General features: G+C 51.1%; 18 protein-coding genes. 3 read left to right on the top strand and 15 right to left on the bottom strand.

From position 1 onward, the window contains the following. Positions 1–26 precede the first annotated feature (26 nt). From crl to gpt, 3 genes are all read right to left on the bottom strand, one after another. Positions 27–428 (bottom strand): sigma factor-binding protein Crl, encoded by a 402-nt coding sequence (gene crl / locus N7268_RS09940; RefSeq protein WP_198905292.1) that lies wholly within the window; start codon positions 426–428, stop codon positions 27–29. A gap of 57 nt (positions 429–485) precedes the next feature. After that, entirely contained in the window at positions 486–1,730 is a 1,245-nt protein-coding gene (gene frsA, locus N7268_RS09935) for an esterase FrsA (RefSeq protein ID WP_260862753.1), read from the bottom strand. A 99-nt stretch (positions 1,731–1,829) separates the two neighbouring features. After that, positions 1,830–2,288, bottom strand: a complete 459-nt coding sequence (gene gpt / locus N7268_RS09930; protein WP_198905294.1) for a xanthine phosphoribosyltransferase — start codon at positions 2,286–2,288, stop codon at positions 1,830–1,832. 261 nt (positions 2,289–2,549) lie between these two features. Between gpt and pepD the strand changes: the two genes are divergently transcribed. Continuing rightward, complete coding sequence (gene pepD / locus N7268_RS09925; RefSeq protein WP_260862751.1) at positions 2,550–4,007, top strand: cytosol nonspecific dipeptidase; 1,458 nt, start codon at positions 2,550–2,552, stop codon at positions 4,005–4,007. Between the two features lie 58 nt (positions 4,008–4,065). On the opposite strand, the gene dinB is transcribed toward pepD, so the two are convergent. The 11 genes from dinB to lafA all read right to left on the bottom strand — a co-directional run bounded on the left by dinB (position 4,066) and on the right by lafA (position 13,376). Then, complete coding sequence (gene dinB, locus N7268_RS09920) at positions 4,066–5,121, bottom strand: DNA polymerase IV (protein WP_260862749.1); 1,056 nt, start codon at positions 5,119–5,121, stop codon at positions 4,066–4,068. A 64-nt stretch (positions 5,122–5,185) separates the two neighbouring features. Further along, entirely contained in the window at positions 5,186–5,833 is a 648-nt protein-coding gene (locus tag N7268_RS09915; protein ID WP_260862748.1) for a DNA primase, read from the bottom strand. A gap of 54 nt (positions 5,834–5,887) precedes the next feature. Beyond that, the gene (gene lafU, locus N7268_RS09910; RefSeq protein ID WP_172862744.1) at positions 5,888–6,886 is read right to left on the bottom strand and encodes a putative lateral flagellar export/assembly protein LafU; all 999 of its coding nucleotides are present in this window, start codon (positions 6,884–6,886) and stop codon (positions 5,888–5,890) included. A gap of 2 nt (positions 6,887–6,888) precedes the next feature. Continuing rightward, a complete protein-coding gene (gene motA, locus N7268_RS09905; RefSeq protein ID WP_172862743.1) occupies positions 6,889–7,752 on the bottom strand; it encodes a flagellar motor stator protein MotA in 864 nt (287 codons plus the stop codon). 29 nt (positions 7,753–7,781) lie between these two features. Beyond that, positions 7,782–8,498, bottom strand: a complete 717-nt coding sequence (locus N7268_RS09900; RefSeq protein ID WP_260862747.1) for a FliA/WhiG family RNA polymerase sigma factor — start codon at positions 8,496–8,498, stop codon at positions 7,782–7,784. A gap of 20 nt (positions 8,499–8,518) precedes the next feature. Beyond that, complete coding sequence (fliL, locus tag N7268_RS09895; protein ID WP_260862745.1) at positions 8,519–8,998, bottom strand: flagellar basal body-associated protein FliL; 480 nt, start codon at positions 8,996–8,998, stop codon at positions 8,519–8,521. A 7-nt stretch (positions 8,999–9,005) separates the two neighbouring features. Further along, positions 9,006–10,184: a flagellar hook-length control protein FliK gene (locus tag N7268_RS09890; RefSeq protein WP_260862744.1), complete on the bottom strand. Its 1,179-nt coding sequence runs from the start codon at positions 10,182–10,184 to the stop codon at positions 9,006–9,008. Then, complete coding sequence (locus tag N7268_RS09885; RefSeq protein ID WP_172862739.1) at positions 10,181–10,498, bottom strand: flagellar protein FliT; 318 nt, start codon at positions 10,496–10,498, stop codon at positions 10,181–10,183. Before N7268_RS09885 ends, N7268_RS09890 begins: the two co-directional genes overlap by 4 nt. Positions 10,499–10,502: 4 nt before the next feature. Then, positions 10,503–10,895, bottom strand: coding sequence for a flagellar export chaperone FliS (gene fliS, locus N7268_RS09880; protein ID WP_045440209.1), 393 nt, complete (start codon positions 10,893–10,895; stop codon positions 10,503–10,505). Positions 10,896–10,928: 33 nt separating this feature from the next. After that, positions 10,929–12,269, bottom strand: a complete 1,341-nt coding sequence (fliD, locus tag N7268_RS09875) for a flagellar filament capping protein FliD (RefSeq protein ID WP_260862742.1) — start codon at positions 12,267–12,269, stop codon at positions 10,929–10,931. 201 nt (positions 12,270–12,470) lie between these two features. Then, on the bottom strand, positions 12,471–13,376 hold the full coding sequence (lafA, locus tag N7268_RS09870) for a lateral flagellin LafA (protein WP_260862741.1): 906 nt from the start codon (positions 13,374–13,376) through the stop codon (positions 12,471–12,473). Positions 13,377–13,901: 525 nt separating this feature from the next. Between lafA and N7268_RS09865 the strand changes: the two genes are divergently transcribed. Both N7268_RS09865 and N7268_RS09860 read left to right on the top strand, forming a co-directional pair. Next, complete coding sequence (locus N7268_RS09865; RefSeq protein ID WP_260862739.1) at positions 13,902–14,852, top strand: transcriptional regulator; 951 nt, start codon at positions 13,902–13,904, stop codon at positions 14,850–14,852. Then, positions 14,830–15,309 (top strand): hypothetical protein, encoded by a 480-nt coding sequence (locus N7268_RS09860; protein WP_172862735.1) that lies wholly within the window; start codon positions 14,830–14,832, stop codon positions 15,307–15,309. The genes N7268_RS09865 and N7268_RS09860 overlap by 23 nt, the downstream gene beginning before the upstream one ends. On the opposite strand, the gene N7268_RS09855 is transcribed toward N7268_RS09860, so the two are convergent. Further along, the gene (locus N7268_RS09855; RefSeq protein WP_260862738.1) at positions 15,306–16,307 is read right to left on the bottom strand and encodes a flagellar hook-associated protein; all 1,002 of its coding nucleotides are present in this window, start codon (positions 16,305–16,307) and stop codon (positions 15,306–15,308) included. The two genes, N7268_RS09860 and N7268_RS09855, sit on opposite strands and share 4 nt — an antisense overlap.

The raw sequence follows: 16,307 nt of genomic DNA, 5'->3' as shown, positions 1-16,307 counted from the left end.
GCCGCCATCCGGCATTTTACTGTTCGTTATGCCGTTAATTTAACCGGCTCATCCTTGAAATCGTCAGCAGGCTCCAGCGCCAGATTCAGCGATGTTAACAGCTCTCGTAATTTTTCATGGAACTCACGCAAGGTGTATTCCAGTCGCTCTACCACTTCCGTTTCTTTAATCGGCACGGCAGTCCAGTTGCCTTCTTTATCAAACAAACCAAACTGGTAGCTATACGTAAAGCGTTTTTCCTGCGCCTCCAGCTCCATCCACCAGCCCCAGAATTCACGTTTCTCAGGCGCGGGTTTCACGTTGACGCATACAGCCAGACAATCGAAAAAAAATCGATTATCTTCGCACTGCCCTTCCCGGATGTACGGGCCAAGCGCGGTGAATTTCTTGATCAATCTACTTTTCGGGTGCCCACTCGGTAACGTCATTGCGATCTCCTTAGGTGAAGCAACTGTTTTACCAAATCAATAAAATTTAGCAATCTATTAACACAATCTATGATTGATCCATCCGGTAATTTCTTGCAGCCCTTTGTCAAAATTGCGATACACCGGATTGAATGGGATCTCGAGCAGTTTACCGTCGGAAGATGACGACGTGATTAAGCGAGACTCCTCTTCCGGGCTAAACGGATCGTTTTTCCAGAACCCTGAAAGCATCGGTGTTGGGCAACGTCTGCCCAGCAGACCTTGTACCTTTAATGAGTAGCGATTGAGCTCGACACGCAGCGCTTCATCAGAAGCATCATGCATGCCCAGGCGGCTGGCCAGCACATCGAGGTACATTTCTGGCACGGATGCCTGGCGCTTCGGGTCACTGAGCAGCGAATGCACCACCGGTCCAAGACACGCCACCGCTTTCAGGCGCGAAGATTCCAGATATGCCAGGCGCACGGCCACGTTAGCGCCGAAGCGAAAACCAAACGCCGCCACGCGGGTATGATCCACCCAGGGAACATCAGGCAGCGCTTTTAATACATGCTGATGAAGCAGGCTGGAATCCTGGGTCAATTTCCATTTTGACGAGAATCCAACCGAGGGCATATCCAGCGTCAACATGGCAATGCCGCGCGGAGCGAAATAGCGTTCATACAGGGTGTAGTAGTCCGTTTGCATAGAATCCAGACCACCGCACATCAGCACCGTCGGGAACGGGCCGTCACCTTTCGGCATGTGTAAAAATGCCGTGATGGGGGCGCCACCAGGAACGGGAAACTCCATTTCACGCAGCGTACCGGGCAAACGCTGAGCTGCCTCTTCATACGCGCGATTAGCAAGCGCCTGCGCCTGTTCGGCCAGCTCGTCACCTTTGAGGTGGGGATACGCCGCAATGTTGTAGAGCGTGGACGCGTGTAACCAATGGCGTCCGCTCACTTGCGGGTCCTGTTCCAGCATAGCTTTCTGTTGCCAGTCCATCGCTTGCTTCGCCCACTCATAGATCCAGTTTCCGCCACGATAGCCAATGACGGTGTCATACAGTTCTTTATCCGTGCGCTCAGCTTCGCTCATTACGATGCGCGCCTGCACTTCAAGGATTTCACGCGGATCGACGCCACGCCAGATCCACATCAGGCGGTTAACCATGCGATACCAGTGCGGGATTGTTTTTCCATCCAGAGCGGATTGCACGGACGGTTGCGCACCGTGATTAAAACGACGAACGAGCGTTGACGTTTCAGGGTGTTTGAAGCGGGGTTTAAACAGAACTTCGCTGAGGTTAGCCTGTGACATGATTACGGCCTCCATGAGTACTCACTGAGGCATAGTGTAACCTGACACCGCATAAAATAAACAACGCCCGGCATTGCCAGGCGTTGAAAGCGTTACTGATTAGCGGCCAGAAATTGGCGGGACGAACACGACGCCCATATCCCAGGGCTGCTCAATCCAGGTATCCTGTGGGATATCAACCACATAATCGTCCACCAGCGGACGACCAGCTGGCTTAGCGAAGATGGTGACGAAATGTGCTTTAGGATACATTTCGCGAATAGCAACAGCGGTACCCCCGGTATCAACCAGGTCATCGATTACGATGAAGCCTTCACCGTCACCTTCGGCACGTTTCAGCACTTTCAGTTCGCGCTGGTTATCGTGATCGTAACTGGAGATGCATACGGTATCGACATGACGAATGCCCAACTCACGCGCCAGCAATGCGCCCGGTACCAGACCACCACGGCTAACGGCAATAATGCCTTTCCATTGTTCAGAAGGCATCAGGCGGCTCGCCAGTTTACGTGCATGGATCTGCAACATGTCCCAGGTGACGACGTATTTTTCGCTCATGTGAAGTGTCCCAGCCTGTTTATCTACGGCTTAAAAAGTGTTCGAGGGGGAAATAGGTTGCGCGAGATTATAGAGATCTGACGCACTAAAAACCAGTGTTTAGCGGAATCCGCGCCTCTTTTTGCATGCTTTATACTACCCGTTAGCAGAGAAAGTGGTATTCTCAATCGCATCGCGCAAGCCTGACTTGTGGTGTTTTTAATTCTGCTAACCCCGTGGCCTGCAAGTCAATTTTGTAGGACATCGCCAAGGAGACTCAACGTGTCTGAACTGTCTCAATTATCTCCACAACCGCTGTGGGATATTTTTGCTAAAATCTGTTCCATTCCTCATCCGTCCTACCATGAAGAGCAACTCGCTGAACACATTCTGAGCTGGGCCAAAGAGAAAGGTTTTCACGTCGAGCGCGATCAGGTAGGTAATATCCTGATTCGCAAACCCGCTACCGCAGGAATGGAAAACCGCAAGCCGGTCGTACTGCAGGCGCACCTGGACATGGTGCCGCAGAAAAACAACGACACCGTACACGACTTCACCAAAGATCCTATCCAGCCGTACATTGATGGCGAATGGGTAAAAGCCCGCGGCACCACGCTGGGTGCGGACAACGGTATCGGCATGGCTTCTGCGCTGGCGGTGCTGGCCGATGACAACGTGGTACATGGCCCGCTGGAAGTCCTGCTGACCATGACCGAAGAAGCCGGTATGGACGGCGCGTTTGGTTTGCAGGCTAACTGGCTGCAGGCGGACATTCTGATCAACACCGACTCTGAAGAAGAAGGCGAAATCTACATGGGTTGCGCCGGGGGTATCGACTTTACCTCTAACCTGAAACTCGACCGTGAAGCGATTCCAGCCGGTTTCCAGAGCTTTAAACTGACCTTAAAAGGCCTGAAAGGCGGTCACTCCGGCGGCGAAATCCACGTGGGTCTCGGTAATGCCAACAAGCTGCTGGTACGTTTCCTGGCAGGTCACGCGGAAGAACTGGATCTGCGTCTGGTCGATTTCAACGGCGGTACGCTGCGTAACGCGATTCCGCGCGAAGCGTTTGCGACCCTCGCCGTTGCCGCTGATAAAGTCGATGCTTTAAAAGCGCTGGTCAGCACCTATCAGGACATCCTGAAAAACGAACTGGAAGCCAAAGAGAAGAACCTGGCTCTGCTGCTGGATGCCGTGGCTAACGATAAAGCCGCACTGACTGCACAGTCTCGCGATACCTTTGTTCGTCTGCTGAACGCCACGCCGAACGGTGTGATCCGCAATTCAGACGTTGCGAAGGGCGTCGTAGAAACCTCCCTGAACGTGGGTGTGGTGACCATGACTGACGATAACGTCGAGATTCACTGCCTGATCCGTTCTCTGATCGACAGCGGTAAAGACTATGTGGTGAGCATGCTGGACTCGCTGGGTAAACTGGCTGGCGCGAAAACGCAGGCCAAAGGCGGCTACCCGGGCTGGCAGCCGGATGCGAACTCTCCGGTTATGCACCTGGTTCGCGAAACCTATCAGCGTCTGTTCAACAAGACGCCGAACATCCAGATTATCCACGCAGGTCTGGAATGTGGTCTGTTCAAAAAACCGTACCCGGATATGGACATGGTTTCTATCGGGCCAACCATCACCGGTCCGCACTCCCCGGATGAGCAGGTTCATATCGAAAGCGTCGGTCATTACTGGACGCTGCTGACTGAGCTGCTGAAGTCTATTCCGGCGAAGTAAGTCTCTGCACGGTATGCCGGATGAGGTGTTTACACCGCCATCCGGCAACACATCTGAATCAAATCCCCAGCAACAGCTGTCTTTCCAGTTGCGGATCCAGCAACGTAACGTGTAGCCCCACCAGCCTCACTCCTCGCCCTCCCCGACGCTCATCCCAGGTTTTACGCGCCGTTGAAATTAAGTCGTCTTTATTTAAACGCGGCCAGACATGTTCCTGCGTGGTTTGCTGAAAATCAGCGAACTTTAATTTGACTCCCTGACGCGCGATCAATAAATCCGGCTTTACCTTCGCCAGCCGTCGTTCCAGCTCAGGATAGAGCCGTTCAATGATCGCCTCACACTCTGACCATTGATGAATATCCTCGGCCAGCGTGCGTTCAACGCCAACAGACTTGCGCATTCTGTCATTGTTAACATCCCGCTCGTCAATGCCCTGACTGCGCTCCCACAGCACCCGACCGAATTTCCCGAACTGCTTGAGTAATATTGCCAGGTCGCATTTTTGAATATCCTCGCAGGTACGCAAGCCCATCGACTCCAGCCTGGCGGCAGAGACTTTCCCGACGCCGGGGATTTTCCCCAACGGCAACGTTCTGATGAATTCGGCAACATCGGCAGGCGCAATCACATATTGCCCGTTGGGTTTATTCAGGTCGGAAGCGATTTTCGCCAAAAACTTCACGGGCGCGATCCCTGCGGAGGCCGTGAGCTGCAGCTCATTAAAAATGGTCTGGCGGATCTCCTGCGCAATGAGCGTCGCAGAGCCGTGGCAATGAAGGCTGTCGGTGACATCCAGATACGCTTCATCCAGCGACAGGGGTTCAATCAGCGAGGTATAGCGGGAAAAGATCGCCTGGATCTGACGGGACGCGTCTTTATAGGCTTCATAGCGCCCGGGCAATAAGGTGAGATGTGGGCACAGCTTCAGCGCCATTCCCGTAGGCATCGCGCTACGCACGCCAAATTTACGTGCAGGATAATTGGCGGTGCTGATAACCCCCCGGCGCTCACGACTGCCGCCGATAGCAATAGGGATATCACGCAGGGCGGGGTTATCGCGCATTTCTACCGCCGCGAAAAAGCAGTCCATATCAACATGTATGATTTTGCGCATAACTCCCCCCACACATCACTGTTTAAGTATACAGTATTTTTATGCAGTGAGAAGTATGAAGCTGTTACGGTGATGCGGGTGCATTCATCACAAAGCGGGCATCACACAAGTAACGCACAACATCTTTTGGCGCATGGTCTGCGGGATTGCCCGCGGTACTGACAAACAGCTTATTCACTTTCCGCACATTCGCCCGGAGGATTTTCTCCACGGTCATTTGATGAAAGGCCTCATCTTCGAGGCAAAAAAGCTCATAGTCCCCCAGGCGTTCACCACAAATTTCACAGTGATTCATCCAGTAGCGGAGCCCGGTGGTTTTACTTTTATCAAGATAGTAATTACTGGCTTTGATGTTCTTTTTAATCTCGTCGGGCAGAGAATTAATATGGAACAGGAACGTGTTGCGCCGTACGGACAGCCAGCCTTTACCATCCTGATTTTGTTTCATAAAGCGGGTAATCATCAGTCCGTGAATGCGCGTGGGTTGATGGCAACTCCAGCAGTGCATCTTCGAGGTAATCACAAGATAGTAAGGTGCAGCAACATTGAAGGTATCGACATCATAAGCATAGCCACGAAGCGCCTCATTCAGTTCACGAGGTTCCGTGTACCAGATACCGGAAATATCGTCGAAATGTGCCCCCTGACAGGCAACGTCGGAAATGCTTTCTGTCGGAATATCCAAAGGGATTATATCGGTTACATCAATCATACTACTCTCTTGAAGGGACTATGCCCCCACGTTGCGTGGGGGCAGGGAACAGAATTAATGCGGTACAGAAACCGGTTGTTGGCGTAAGGAAGTGACCTGCTTTTGTTTGTCCAGCTTGTCCACCAGCGGTTGCACCACCTTCTCTCCATGCTGGCCAAAGTATTGATACAGCGTATCGGAGGCGCTTTGCGTCAACACCATGATTTCTATGCGGCGGTTGCCCGCGCTCTCGGGGTTTTTCGCATCCAGCAGCATTTGGTCTGCCATCGCGCTCACCTGCATGACTTTATCCTGCGGCATGCCGGCATCCTCCAGCACGCGCCGCGCCGACAATGCGCGGTCACCAGAAAGGTTCCAGTTGTTGTAGATGTTGCTCTTATAGCTCATCGCATCCGTATGACCGGTGATGATGATCCGGTTGTCCAGCGAATCAAACACCGGCGCCAGTTCAACCAGCAGCGATTTAAAGAACGGCATAATTTTCGCGCTACCGCGTTCAAACATATTCCGGTTCTGGTCATCTTTAATCAGCACGCGTAACCCCTGAGGGACGATTTCCATCTCCAGGTTGGTTTCCATATGGGCATTACGGGCAATGACGTTGATGTTGGTTGCCAGTTCGCCCAGTTCACGCGCCGATTTTTGCTTCAGCAGCGCCGTTTTCTCATTCACATCCAGCGCTTTTTTGGCGTTTTCTTCGGTGATCTTCGCGGTCTCTTGCGGATTCGCAGTTTTATCAAGCTTATTGCGCGTGACGTTTTTCTTCTGCGCGCCCGGCGCAATCGGCTGTTTACCCAGCTTATTTAATGGCGCCATGCCGCCGCCATTAAAGATCGACTGACCATGCAACGCCGCAACGATATTTTCACGATCGGCTTTACTGACGCTGTTCACAATCCACAGCGTCATGAAGAGCGCCATCATGGCCAGCGTAAAGTCGGCAAATGCTACCTTCCATGCACCGCCGTGATGACCTGCGTGATTTTTTTTAATTTGTCGCCGGATAATCGTGGTCTTTGCACCGCGATCGCGACGATTTGGCCCCTTCCTCATGCTTATTCTTGCTCCAGCATCGCATTGACCCAGGCATCCAGGTTGGCAAATGTGGGTTTCGAAGCCAGGTGAAGGAGTTTACGACCTGCATCCACCGCCAGCAGCGTCGGTTTACCGCCCGCTTGCGCCACCAGCACGGTACGCACACATTCCAGCAATGAGTGTTCAGCACGCGCCTGTTGTTCCATGGCGTTGGCTAAAGGGTCCATCAGACAGTAACAGATGAAGACCCCTAAAAAGGTACCGACCAGCGCCGCCGCCACTTTCAGGCCGATAAGCGCAATCGATCCATCGATAGACTGCATGGTGATGATAATACCGAGTACCGCCGCGCAAATACCGAAGCCCGGCATCGCTTCTGCGGTACGCTGGAGCGAGCGTGAAGGCGTTAACAAGGATTCTTCCGCGGTATCCAGTTCCTGATCGAGAATACCTTCCAGCTCGTGGGCATCAATTTTCCCCATGGCCATCAGACGGAAGTTATCGGCGATAAACGTCACCAGGCGTTTCTGCGTCAGTACCATTGGGTATTTTTGAAAGATGGTACTTTCTTCCGGCTGTTCAATATGCTGATCCAGCATACGTAGCCCGCCGTTTTGCACCATTTCCAGTAATTCATACAGGCACATCAGTAACTGGCGCTGAAACTCCGGCCCCATTTTCTTTTTACTGATTACGCCTTTAATCTGGTGAGCAATCTCTTTCAGCACGTGCGTAGGGTTACCAATAATCATCGCGCCAAAGCCTGCGCCCATAATAATGATAATTTCCGCTGGCTGCCAAATCGCAATTAATTGCCCACCAGCTTCAAAATAGCCGCCAAATACACAGCCTAAAACCACTAATAAACCAAAAATCTTTTGCATCACATCCTCCGCATGACGATTCGAAATTGTTAGTCTGGATATAAACAATCACGAATCTTCTGCGTGATTTTTTTATTCATTTGACAAATTCGGGCTTCCGTCAGCCCTAACACCAGCGCGATTTCTTTTAAATTCATATCGTGTTGGTAATACATTGAGAGCACGAGTCCCTCTTTTTCGCTGAGTTGGCTCAGGGCGTAACTCAACATTTCCTGAGTCACGATTTGCTCCTCAAGCCCCCGTCCTTCGAGGGGGGCAACCGGCATTTCACCACTCAGTAATTCATCCAGGCTGGCCAGCGTTTCCGCGCCTTCCAGTTGCAGGTATTCCTGATAATCCTCTGACGATAAACCCCGTTGAGAAAGCTCTTCCCACACGGGTTCATGTCCGAGTTGTTTGCGCGCATCACGAATCAGATCTTTAATCTGATGGTATTTCTGTCGCAACTGGCGGGGACGCCAGTCCAGGCTGCGTAGTTCATCCAGAATGGCCCCGCGTATGCGGTGGACGGCATACCCGGCAAAACCTTCATCCGGCATACCGTAGCGACGAATCGCATTCAGCAATCCCATCAGCGCCGTTTGCTCCATATCCTGGCGGTCGATAACGCAGGTACATTGCGGCGCAAGCTGCCGCACGACTTTGCGTACCAGGGGAAGATAAGCCTGTAAATAGTGGCTCTCTTCCTGTGGCGTGAGCACGGGCGTCGCGTTAAAGTCTTCCGACTCGTAAGCTTCCTGTATCATGTTATTTCCTGGCCTGCCGTTTATTGAAACACGACTTTTTTCACCAATATATCCTTATAAGGTGTCGCCATTTTGCGTTGGGCTAATTCAGTTTTCAGAGTGTCAAAAACTTTCTTTCTGATATCAGAAATTTTAAGCGAACGAATATCTTCATATTTCATGTTCGACAGTTCGTTTACCGTAATACTCTGATAGAGCGGTTCATCTTTCTTTATTTTCTCAGCATTTTTCTCTGTATCGGCAACCATCACCAGTTCAGCAACCATATAACGATCGCCGCCTTCATTATCATGAAGCGTCACAACCGTTTCCGGTAACGAGACAAATACACTGCTGGTATCATCCTGGTTCTCTTCTGGCTCCGCAGTTGGCTGCGCTGACGCCACTACGGGGCCTTTAGCGCCTTTAGCCATAAAATGATAAATACCCCACCCTGCTCCACCCGCAATACCCAGAGCCACAACGGAGCTGATCACACACGCGATAACGATTTTCTTCATCTTGCTTTTACACTTTGATCAGAACGGATTCGTTCTGTTGATATTGAGGTTCGTCACTGAGCATTAATGCTGACATCACCTCGTCCTTTTGATGACCAGACTGCTGCTGTTGTTGCTGTTGCGATTGCCCTTCAGAAGAGACCTGCACATTCACTTCCATGAAGTTCTGTGCCGTCAGATGCTGGCGCAGGTTTTCGCTAAACTGCTGCAGCGAACGGCAGACATCACTCTGATTGGCCCCGATGTGCACCATCAGTTTTCCCGCATCCAGTTGGACGGCAATTTCCAGTTTGCCAAGCGACGGAGGGTCGAGACGGATCGTCGAAATTTGCTGTTGCTGACCGAGCTGAAACTGAATTCGGTCTTTCAGCAGCGCCGTGAGTTTTTCGCCCAACTCATCCGGTGACATCGCCACGGGCGCAGAAGTTTGCGTCGCTGCCACATTCCGGTCGGCCAGCGCATTAGCGGGTTGGTTTCCCTGCGTAGACAGATTCAGCAGACTCTGAGCAGAGACTGACGGATTCAGATTCCTGCCGTCACTTTTTTTCACCATCGCAACGGGTCGAGGAAGCGGCGTTTCCGCAGCGCTCGCGCGGGCAGAAATTTGCTGCGAGGGGGAGACGGGCTGCTGCGCCGGAGAAATCACACGTAAATCCTGAGCGGAAAACGTGGTCAGTTTTGCCTGCTGCTCAGGTGTTGCCTGCGGCATATCCTGGGTTAATGCGCTCAGTAATCCCTGCAGTTTAGGGGGCAGAGCGGAGAGATCCGGCGCGTTATGCGATGCAGGCGTCGATTGACTACCTTGCTTCTCCATCGCCGTCACCAGTTGACGCAGAAGCGCACCACCGGTATTCGCGGATTGCATCTGCGTCAGCATCTTCAACATTTCGCCATCAGGCTGTTGCTGTGAAGCCGCGGGAGCCGCAGCCTGCGCCGGTTGCGCCAGCAGCATCGCCAGTAACGCCTGCATGGCGGCGGGATTGGCGTCATCATGCTGGCGCTCTGCGGCAGACGCGTGCTGCTGGTTTACTTTTGCGCCAAGCAGACGTTCAGCCACCGCCTTGACGTCCGTTTGGGGTAAAGAAAATGCGCTGCCGTTTGCCGGGGTTGCCGGAGCCGAAATCGCGCCCTTTTCCGGCGTCGCCTCTGCCAACGCACTGGCCGAGGCCAGTAATACAGGATTCATGCCTTCTCCGAAATTAGGTTAACCATTGAGTACGCCATCATCCCTTCCTGATGTTGCTGATGCTTATCCATGCGCGTTTTCAGCTCCCCGGCACGCCGTTCACGCCGCTCAATCAGCACCGAAAACGCCGCCCGCATGTGGGCTTTCACCTCATCAAGCGCTGCCGCATCTTTTTCCCACGCTTCATATTCATGAAAGACGCGCATCACCTGCTTATGCAGCGCAGGCAACCGCCGCCAGCGTTTTTTATCCAGCGCTTCGTTCATCGCCTCAACCAGGGCATAGAGCTGGTGTTGCTGTTGCTCTCTTTCCATCGCCTTATCCCAGTTTGGCCGACAGACCTTCCCAGCCGGTACGCAGGTTCGTCAGAATAAGGATCACTTCATCAATCTTTTCCAACGACATTTCACCGCTGGCCTCATACAGCCGGTAGACGCAGTGGTCATAAAGCCGGGACAAATTCACCACCAGCTCTCCGCCCGTTTCAAACTCCAGCGAACTGGTTAACGCATTGAGAATATCGATGCATTTATTGATGCTTTGCGCCTTCTTCTCGAAACGTTTGTTCTCGATATGGCTTTTCGCGCGCTCCAGTTCATCCATCAAACCGGAAAACAGCACCAGTACCAGCTCTAACGGTGAAGCGGCAGCCGTGCGGGCTGCCAGATCCATCTCTTTGTATTGCGAATAACCATCCTGCGTGTCGTACATGTTGACTCTCTATTCTTTTACTAAACCGGGCGCTTACATAAACGCGGCCATGCTCACTTTCATGTTGTACGTTTCAACCAGCGTGTTGGTGTACTCTTCCAGGTAGCGGTCATAGTTGGTGTTGTAGGTTTGAGTAAGCTGATCGCTTTCATCCTGAATTTTGCTCTGCTGATCTTCGATGTTGTCTTCACGCATGGTGATGATGCCGGTGCTGGAATTCAGATAGCTGTCCATCAGGTCATCCATTTTGGCGACCATGCTGTCATCACCGACAAAGATCGACGTCAGTCCGTCCGGGTTGGCTTCCATCGCTTCGTTAAACTTATCGGAGTCAATTTCCAGATGACCGTCGGAATCCAGCGAGATACCGTAATCAACAATCGATACGCCGTTGTAGGAATCATGCGCAATATCATCGAGCTGGTTGGTCAACGAATTGAGCCCGGCGTCCCCTGCAAAGACACCGGGACTGGAACCATCACCGCCATTACTGGTTAAAGCATCAACGGTGTCGACAAGGGTGTTATAGGCATCAACGAAGGTTTGTACTTTTGCCTGTGAGGCGCTGGAGTCTTCTGCCACGGTAATCGTGGTCATATCGCTCAGATCGTCTGGATCGCTGACCTCAGTGAAGGTCATGGTGACACCGGGGATCACATCATCGAAAGTGTTGGTGCTGCTGGTGATTACTGGTCCCCCAGCGCTTCCCAGATGAATTTCCGCATCTTGTGCGTCAGTGGTGGAGACATCCGGCTTTGGAGGAATAATGGGATTACCAGCATCATCCTTTTTATTCGTTGCCGGATCATGATCCACTGACATGGTAAAGCCACTTTGCTCACCGGTGCTGTCAGACGTCAGCATAATGGTGGTCTGACCGTCCGTTTTCACCAGTGCTGCCGAAACCCCCGGGTTCTCGTCGCAATTATTTATCGCATCGACAAACCCGGCAGCATCGATATAACCATCATTGTCACTGTCTGCGCTCGAAAGATCGATCTCCATGGTACTGCCATCGTCCATGGTCAGATCAAACGTCCCACTTGCACCATAGACGTTGTCATCCATCTGGAAGGTGGACTGCTGTGCTTGCGCCAGCTGGCTGACGTAAAACGAGTACGTTCCCGCCTGCGCTTCAGAGTTAGCAGAAACTGTCGCGGAGTCGTTATTTGTTGTCGCCGAAAAGGTCAGCGGACCGTCGGTATCGCTGTTCAGCGCATCAATTGCTGACTGGAAATCGTTTAAAGCCGAGCTGAGTGAATCAAGCCCGCTGCTCTCAGCATTCAACTCCGCCTGCTGTTGTTGCAGGCTGGCGCTCTGCGTGGCGATATCGGCATAGGCTGCGGCTTTCGCCATGGTTCTTGGGTTAATCATGAATAACTCCGTGCGACGTTATCATTACTAAAGCAAAAGGTGTGCCAGTTTTATATTTCATTTAAAATCAATTATTTGCTAAGCACGTGGAAATCAAATTTCCGTTGGGCAGGAAGCGTCCAGACCAACCCTCTGCCGCTGAAAGCACAACACCGCCAGACGGCGGTGTTGTGAATGGCGCAATTTCACCACTGAACAGAATTACTGCAGCAGGCTGGATACCATGCTGGACATGCTGTTGGACTGCTTCAGCATGGTGATGCCGGTTTGCATCAGTACCTGTTGTTGGGTCATGTTGGAGGCTTCCGTCGCGTAATCGGTATCCATAATGTTACCGATCGCCACTTCCGTGTTGTCCTGCATGCTGGTCAGGTTGTTCGCGGTGTCGTTCAGACGGTTGATAGACGCACCCAGTTTGGACTGGATCTTGGAAACGTCGTCCATTGCAGTCTGAATGGTGCCGATCATGGTGTTTGCAGAACCAGAAGCGGTCAATTCAGTGCCGCCGGAGGCACTTGGTGTACCAGACTGATCGGCTTTAAATGTTGCACTCACGTCAGACAGATCGCTGACCAGATCGCCGAGCTGAGAAGAGATATCCACGGTCATGGTGTCAGAAGATTCCGCACCGACCTGGAAGGTCACCGCGCTCTGGAACAGGCCAGCGGAACCGGTGTTGCTGCCAGAAGCCGTACCAAACAGGTTAGTACCGCCGTAGGTGGTGTTCTGCAGCATATCGGACATCTGCTGACCCAGTTCATCAAACTCGTCCTGCATCGCCTGCAGGTCGTCGGTGTTGTAGGTTCCGTTCGCTGCCTGCGTGGACAGGTCTTTCATACGACCCAGCACGTCGGTCATTTCATCAAACATGCTGTCAGCAGTCTGCAGCATTGCCGTTGCGTCCTGAATGTTGCTCAGTGCAACGCCCATACCGCTGGACTGTGCAGTCAGACGGCTGGCAATCTGTTTGCCTGCGGCGTCATCTGCAGAAGAGTTGATACGGTTACCCGTTGCCAGACGCTCCATAGAGGTAGACAGAGATGCGCTGCTTTTGTTGATTGCGTTAACAGCCGCCATTGAGGCGGTATTGGTATTAATTGATAACATGGTACAGCTCCTTGGGAATAATCATCTTCGTTTCGATACCCTGTAAAAACGACCACCCGTTCGGAAAACTTAAAGCGGGATATAAAATTTTTTTGTCTGCCTGATGATTAAGCTTTCCGTGCTATTTCAGCCAAACAATCGGGTACAAAGAAAACACCCATTGCGTTTAATTAAAAGATTATTAGAAATATCTCCTGGAATGAGGGGCATCATAAACAAGAACGGCTAACCCCATGAAACAGATAAGATTATACTCAAACTAAAATACGTTAACTTTTGTTGCTCTCACGTTGTTTTACATTTCGTTGCAAATGCACCTGACTTTTATATTGTGAGTTTCTGGCTGTTTCGTTACATTTTGAGTCCTTTTTTGGATCGCATAAAACACACTCAAAAATAATTGCGCTGTCACCTTCTCTTCAGACAGTCGAAAAAGTCGTTTCAGTTTCTCCAGAGTTTTAATGCACTGATATTTAACGGTGTGGCATCAGGGATATAAAAATTCTTGCACAGGTAAATAACACCATGAGTATTATCGTCAACAACTGGCGGATGGACCCTTCGCTTAATGCATTAATTCACTGCGAAACGAGTGAGACTCGTCGCCTGGGTGAATACCATTTTATTTTGCTGGAAACATTAGCTAAAAATGCCGATACCGTTTTATCACGTTCATTTTTAATGACCGAGGTCTGGAAAAATAGAATCGTCGGCGGGAATAGTCTTCCTACCGCTATTCATGCTTTGCGTGTCGCCATTGATGATGATGGAAAACAACAAGAAATTATTAAGACCATCCCAAAGAAAGGCTATTTATTTAATAAAAACTATCTGGTTATCACCAATGACCAGACGTTTTATGAGGATATTGAGGCCACTGAGGGGGATTCGCAGTCTGTAGTTTGCGAGGTAGTCGACGAAGGCGAAGCGCCTGAAAATGAACAGACAAATGAAGCCGACAACCTGTTAGTAAACAAAACCTTACAGGAAGAAAAAAAGAAGCGTAATGTAAGTCAACGCCACCCCTACAGGGCGGTCTTCATTACATTGCCGGTTATCGCTATCAGCTTATTTTTATTTGTTTTTATGTATTATTTTGAAGCACCGTTCGCCACAAAACCCACGGATGTGCCGCAACTGGTCAAAGAAAAAATTGATAATGCCAGTCAGATTTCGGTTTATCACCTGCACAACCCCGATGCGAACAATACAGCGACCTCCTTATTTTCTCAGCATATCTTACCGGGGATGCAACGTATCAATCCGCTGTTGACTGCCCATAATATGACAATGAAGGTGTACTACCGGGAGTCCCTGAGTAAGTTTGTATTGGATATTGTACTGAGCAATCAATGCAATGACAGCTGGCAATTGGCGCTGAGTTTTGACAGTTGGCAAAATAAAGATAATGAAATGAATACCATTATGTTTAAAGAAGTGGAGAAAATGTTAAATGAAATTCCTAAGTGCAAATAATTATTCTTTTTGCATTCTGTCTGCTTTTTTATCGCTTGCCACATTCATGGCGCATGCACATATTGAAAACACGGTGGTCGTTAATTATAACCTTGCCACCGGGGAAAGCGCCCATTACGAACTGATAGTGAGCCCTCCAGGGGAAAACACGACGATTACTTTTTTGCCGATAGAACAAAACAACAGCCTGCCGTCAATATTCAAGGTATCGGCATGTATTAATCGCAATGCAGGTACGGCAAAACAGGGAGAGTTTCATTTTAGTGGCGCAGAAACCGATCACACGGATCGGCGTCTGTCGAATTTAGGTGCTTTTGTTAACGAACATAACCTGCGTATGTGGTTGTTCCATTTAGATACGCAGCAGAATTTACTTTTTAATACGGATTCAGGCGGGTTACTTGTTTTAGATCCAACCGCGTTTACTTCACAGGCAAAATCATGCCAGCACGATTAACGTAATAAATTACGCACCGTCTGGCTGGACAGTCTGGCCTGGCCGTTGACCGCTTGCGCCAGCACCTGATAATTATGATTCGCGTGATCCAATACTCCCCCCAACGATGCCGATGAGCTGACCGCACTTTCTGCCTGCGGGAAGCGCGCCATACCATCAATTAACTGCCGCGCCTTCTCTTGCTGGGCGGCCATTTGCGCTCGCTGCTCGCCAATGGTATCCAGCGCCTGTTGTACGCCATCCGGCATGCGCGAACTGCCCTGCGACAAACTCTGCAACAACTCTTCGCTACGTGAAGGATCGGCAAAGACCTTCAACGACGTAAACGTTGATGACTTTGCATCTCCATCGCGCACACTCAGCGTCTGCACCACCTGCGGCCACTGTTTCTCCGTGGTGGAAAAGGTGATCGCACCCTGCTGCTCGTGCATCTGCACACCGACACGGCGCAGCGCATGACTCATCATCATTTTATACTGACCGGACGCCATATCATCCTCCACCATCACGGCGGAAAGCTGAGTTTGTCGTCCGTCGGAAACGCTGAACATCCGCGAACCGGGCGCATGTTTTTGCAGCATTTGCGTCAGGTCAGGCGAATGAAACGTCACCCGGGCATCCCCTTGCAATACCGGACGCAGTTGCCTGTCCACCGAGCCGCCAGAGAGTGACGATCGTTTATCCAGCCACTGCGAAAGTTCGGCGCCCTTCTGCTGTTGCGCCTGCCCGCCACGACGTGCCGCATGGCGATAATCCAGCAGATGCTGCTCCAGTTGACCCAAATAGTGATCGGCCTGTTGCAGCGTGGTGAGCTGATCGTTGAGCTGAACGCTGTAGCGTTGAGGCCGGGTCGTAATCAGTGGTGAGGCCGGATAATCACTCGCCGTTGCGGGTAACTTTTGACGGACCGGGGCATTCTGAGCAACCGCATGTTGTTGAACAGAAGAATTAAGCGCTCCGCTACCGGAGAGTGATGTTGTATTTAAACCGACCTGCAT

The sequence above is a fragment of the Citrobacter sp. Marseille-Q6884 genome (genome assembly GCF_945906775.1).
Classification (GTDB): Bacteria; Pseudomonadota; Gammaproteobacteria; order Enterobacterales; family Enterobacteriaceae; genus Citrobacter.
The sequence above is the reverse complement of the archived record's forward strand: the minus strand, read 5'-3'. Positions and strand labels throughout refer to the sequence as shown.

Excerpts from the sequence above, each read along its gene's own strand:
- motA (WP_172862743.1), bottom strand. The coding sequence starts at position 7,752 with ATGCAAAAGATTTTTGGTTTATTAGTGGTTTTAGGCTGTGTATTTGGC.
- frsA (WP_260862753.1), bottom strand. The coding sequence starts at position 1,730 with ATGTCACAGGCTAACCTCAGCGAAGTTCTGTTTAAACCCCGCTTCAAA.
- lafU (WP_172862744.1), bottom strand. The coding sequence starts at position 6,886 with ATGAGGAAGGGGCCAAATCGTCGCGATCGCGGTGCAAAGACCACGATT.
- crl (WP_198905292.1), bottom strand. The coding sequence starts at position 428 with ATGACGTTACCGAGTGGGCACCCGAAAAGTAGATTGATCAAGAAATTC.
- gpt (WP_198905294.1), bottom strand. The coding sequence starts at position 2,288 with ATGAGCGAAAAATACGTCGTCACCTGGGACATGTTGCAGATCCATGCA.
- N7268_RS09900 (WP_260862747.1), bottom strand. The coding sequence starts at position 8,498 with ATGATACAGGAAGCTTACGAGTCGGAAGACTTTAACGCGACGCCCGTG.
- fliD (WP_260862742.1), bottom strand. The coding sequence starts at position 12,269 with ATGATTAACCCAAGAACCATGGCGAAAGCCGCAGCCTATGCCGATATC.
- fliL (WP_260862745.1), bottom strand. The coding sequence starts at position 8,998 with ATGAAGAAAATCGTTATCGCGTGTGTGATCAGCTCCGTTGTGGCTCTG.
- fliS (WP_045440209.1), bottom strand. The coding sequence starts at position 10,895 with ATGTACGACACGCAGGATGGTTATTCGCAATACAAAGAGATGGATCTG.
- dinB (WP_260862749.1), bottom strand. The coding sequence starts at position 5,121 with ATGCGCAAAATCATACATGTTGATATGGACTGCTTTTTCGCGGCGGTA.
- N7268_RS09855 (WP_260862738.1), bottom strand. The coding sequence starts at position 16,307 with ATGCAGGTCGGTTTAAATACAACATCACTCTCCGGTAGCGGAGCGCTT.
- N7268_RS09885 (WP_172862739.1), bottom strand. The coding sequence starts at position 10,498 with ATGGAAAGAGAGCAACAGCAACACCAGCTCTATGCCCTGGTTGAGGCG.
- N7268_RS09890 (WP_260862744.1), bottom strand. The coding sequence starts at position 10,184 with ATGAATCCTGTATTACTGGCCTCGGCCAGTGCGTTGGCAGAGGCGACG.
- N7268_RS09915 (WP_260862748.1), bottom strand. The coding sequence starts at position 5,833 with ATGATTGATGTAACCGATATAATCCCTTTGGATATTCCGACAGAAAGC.
- N7268_RS09860 (WP_172862735.1), top strand. The coding sequence starts at position 14,830 with ATGAAATTCCTAAGTGCAAATAATTATTCTTTTTGCATTCTGTCTGCT.
- N7268_RS09865 (WP_260862739.1), top strand. The coding sequence starts at position 13,902 with ATGAGTATTATCGTCAACAACTGGCGGATGGACCCTTCGCTTAATGCA.
- lafA (WP_260862741.1), bottom strand. The coding sequence starts at position 13,376 with ATGTTATCAATTAATACCAATACCGCCTCAATGGCGGCTGTTAACGCA.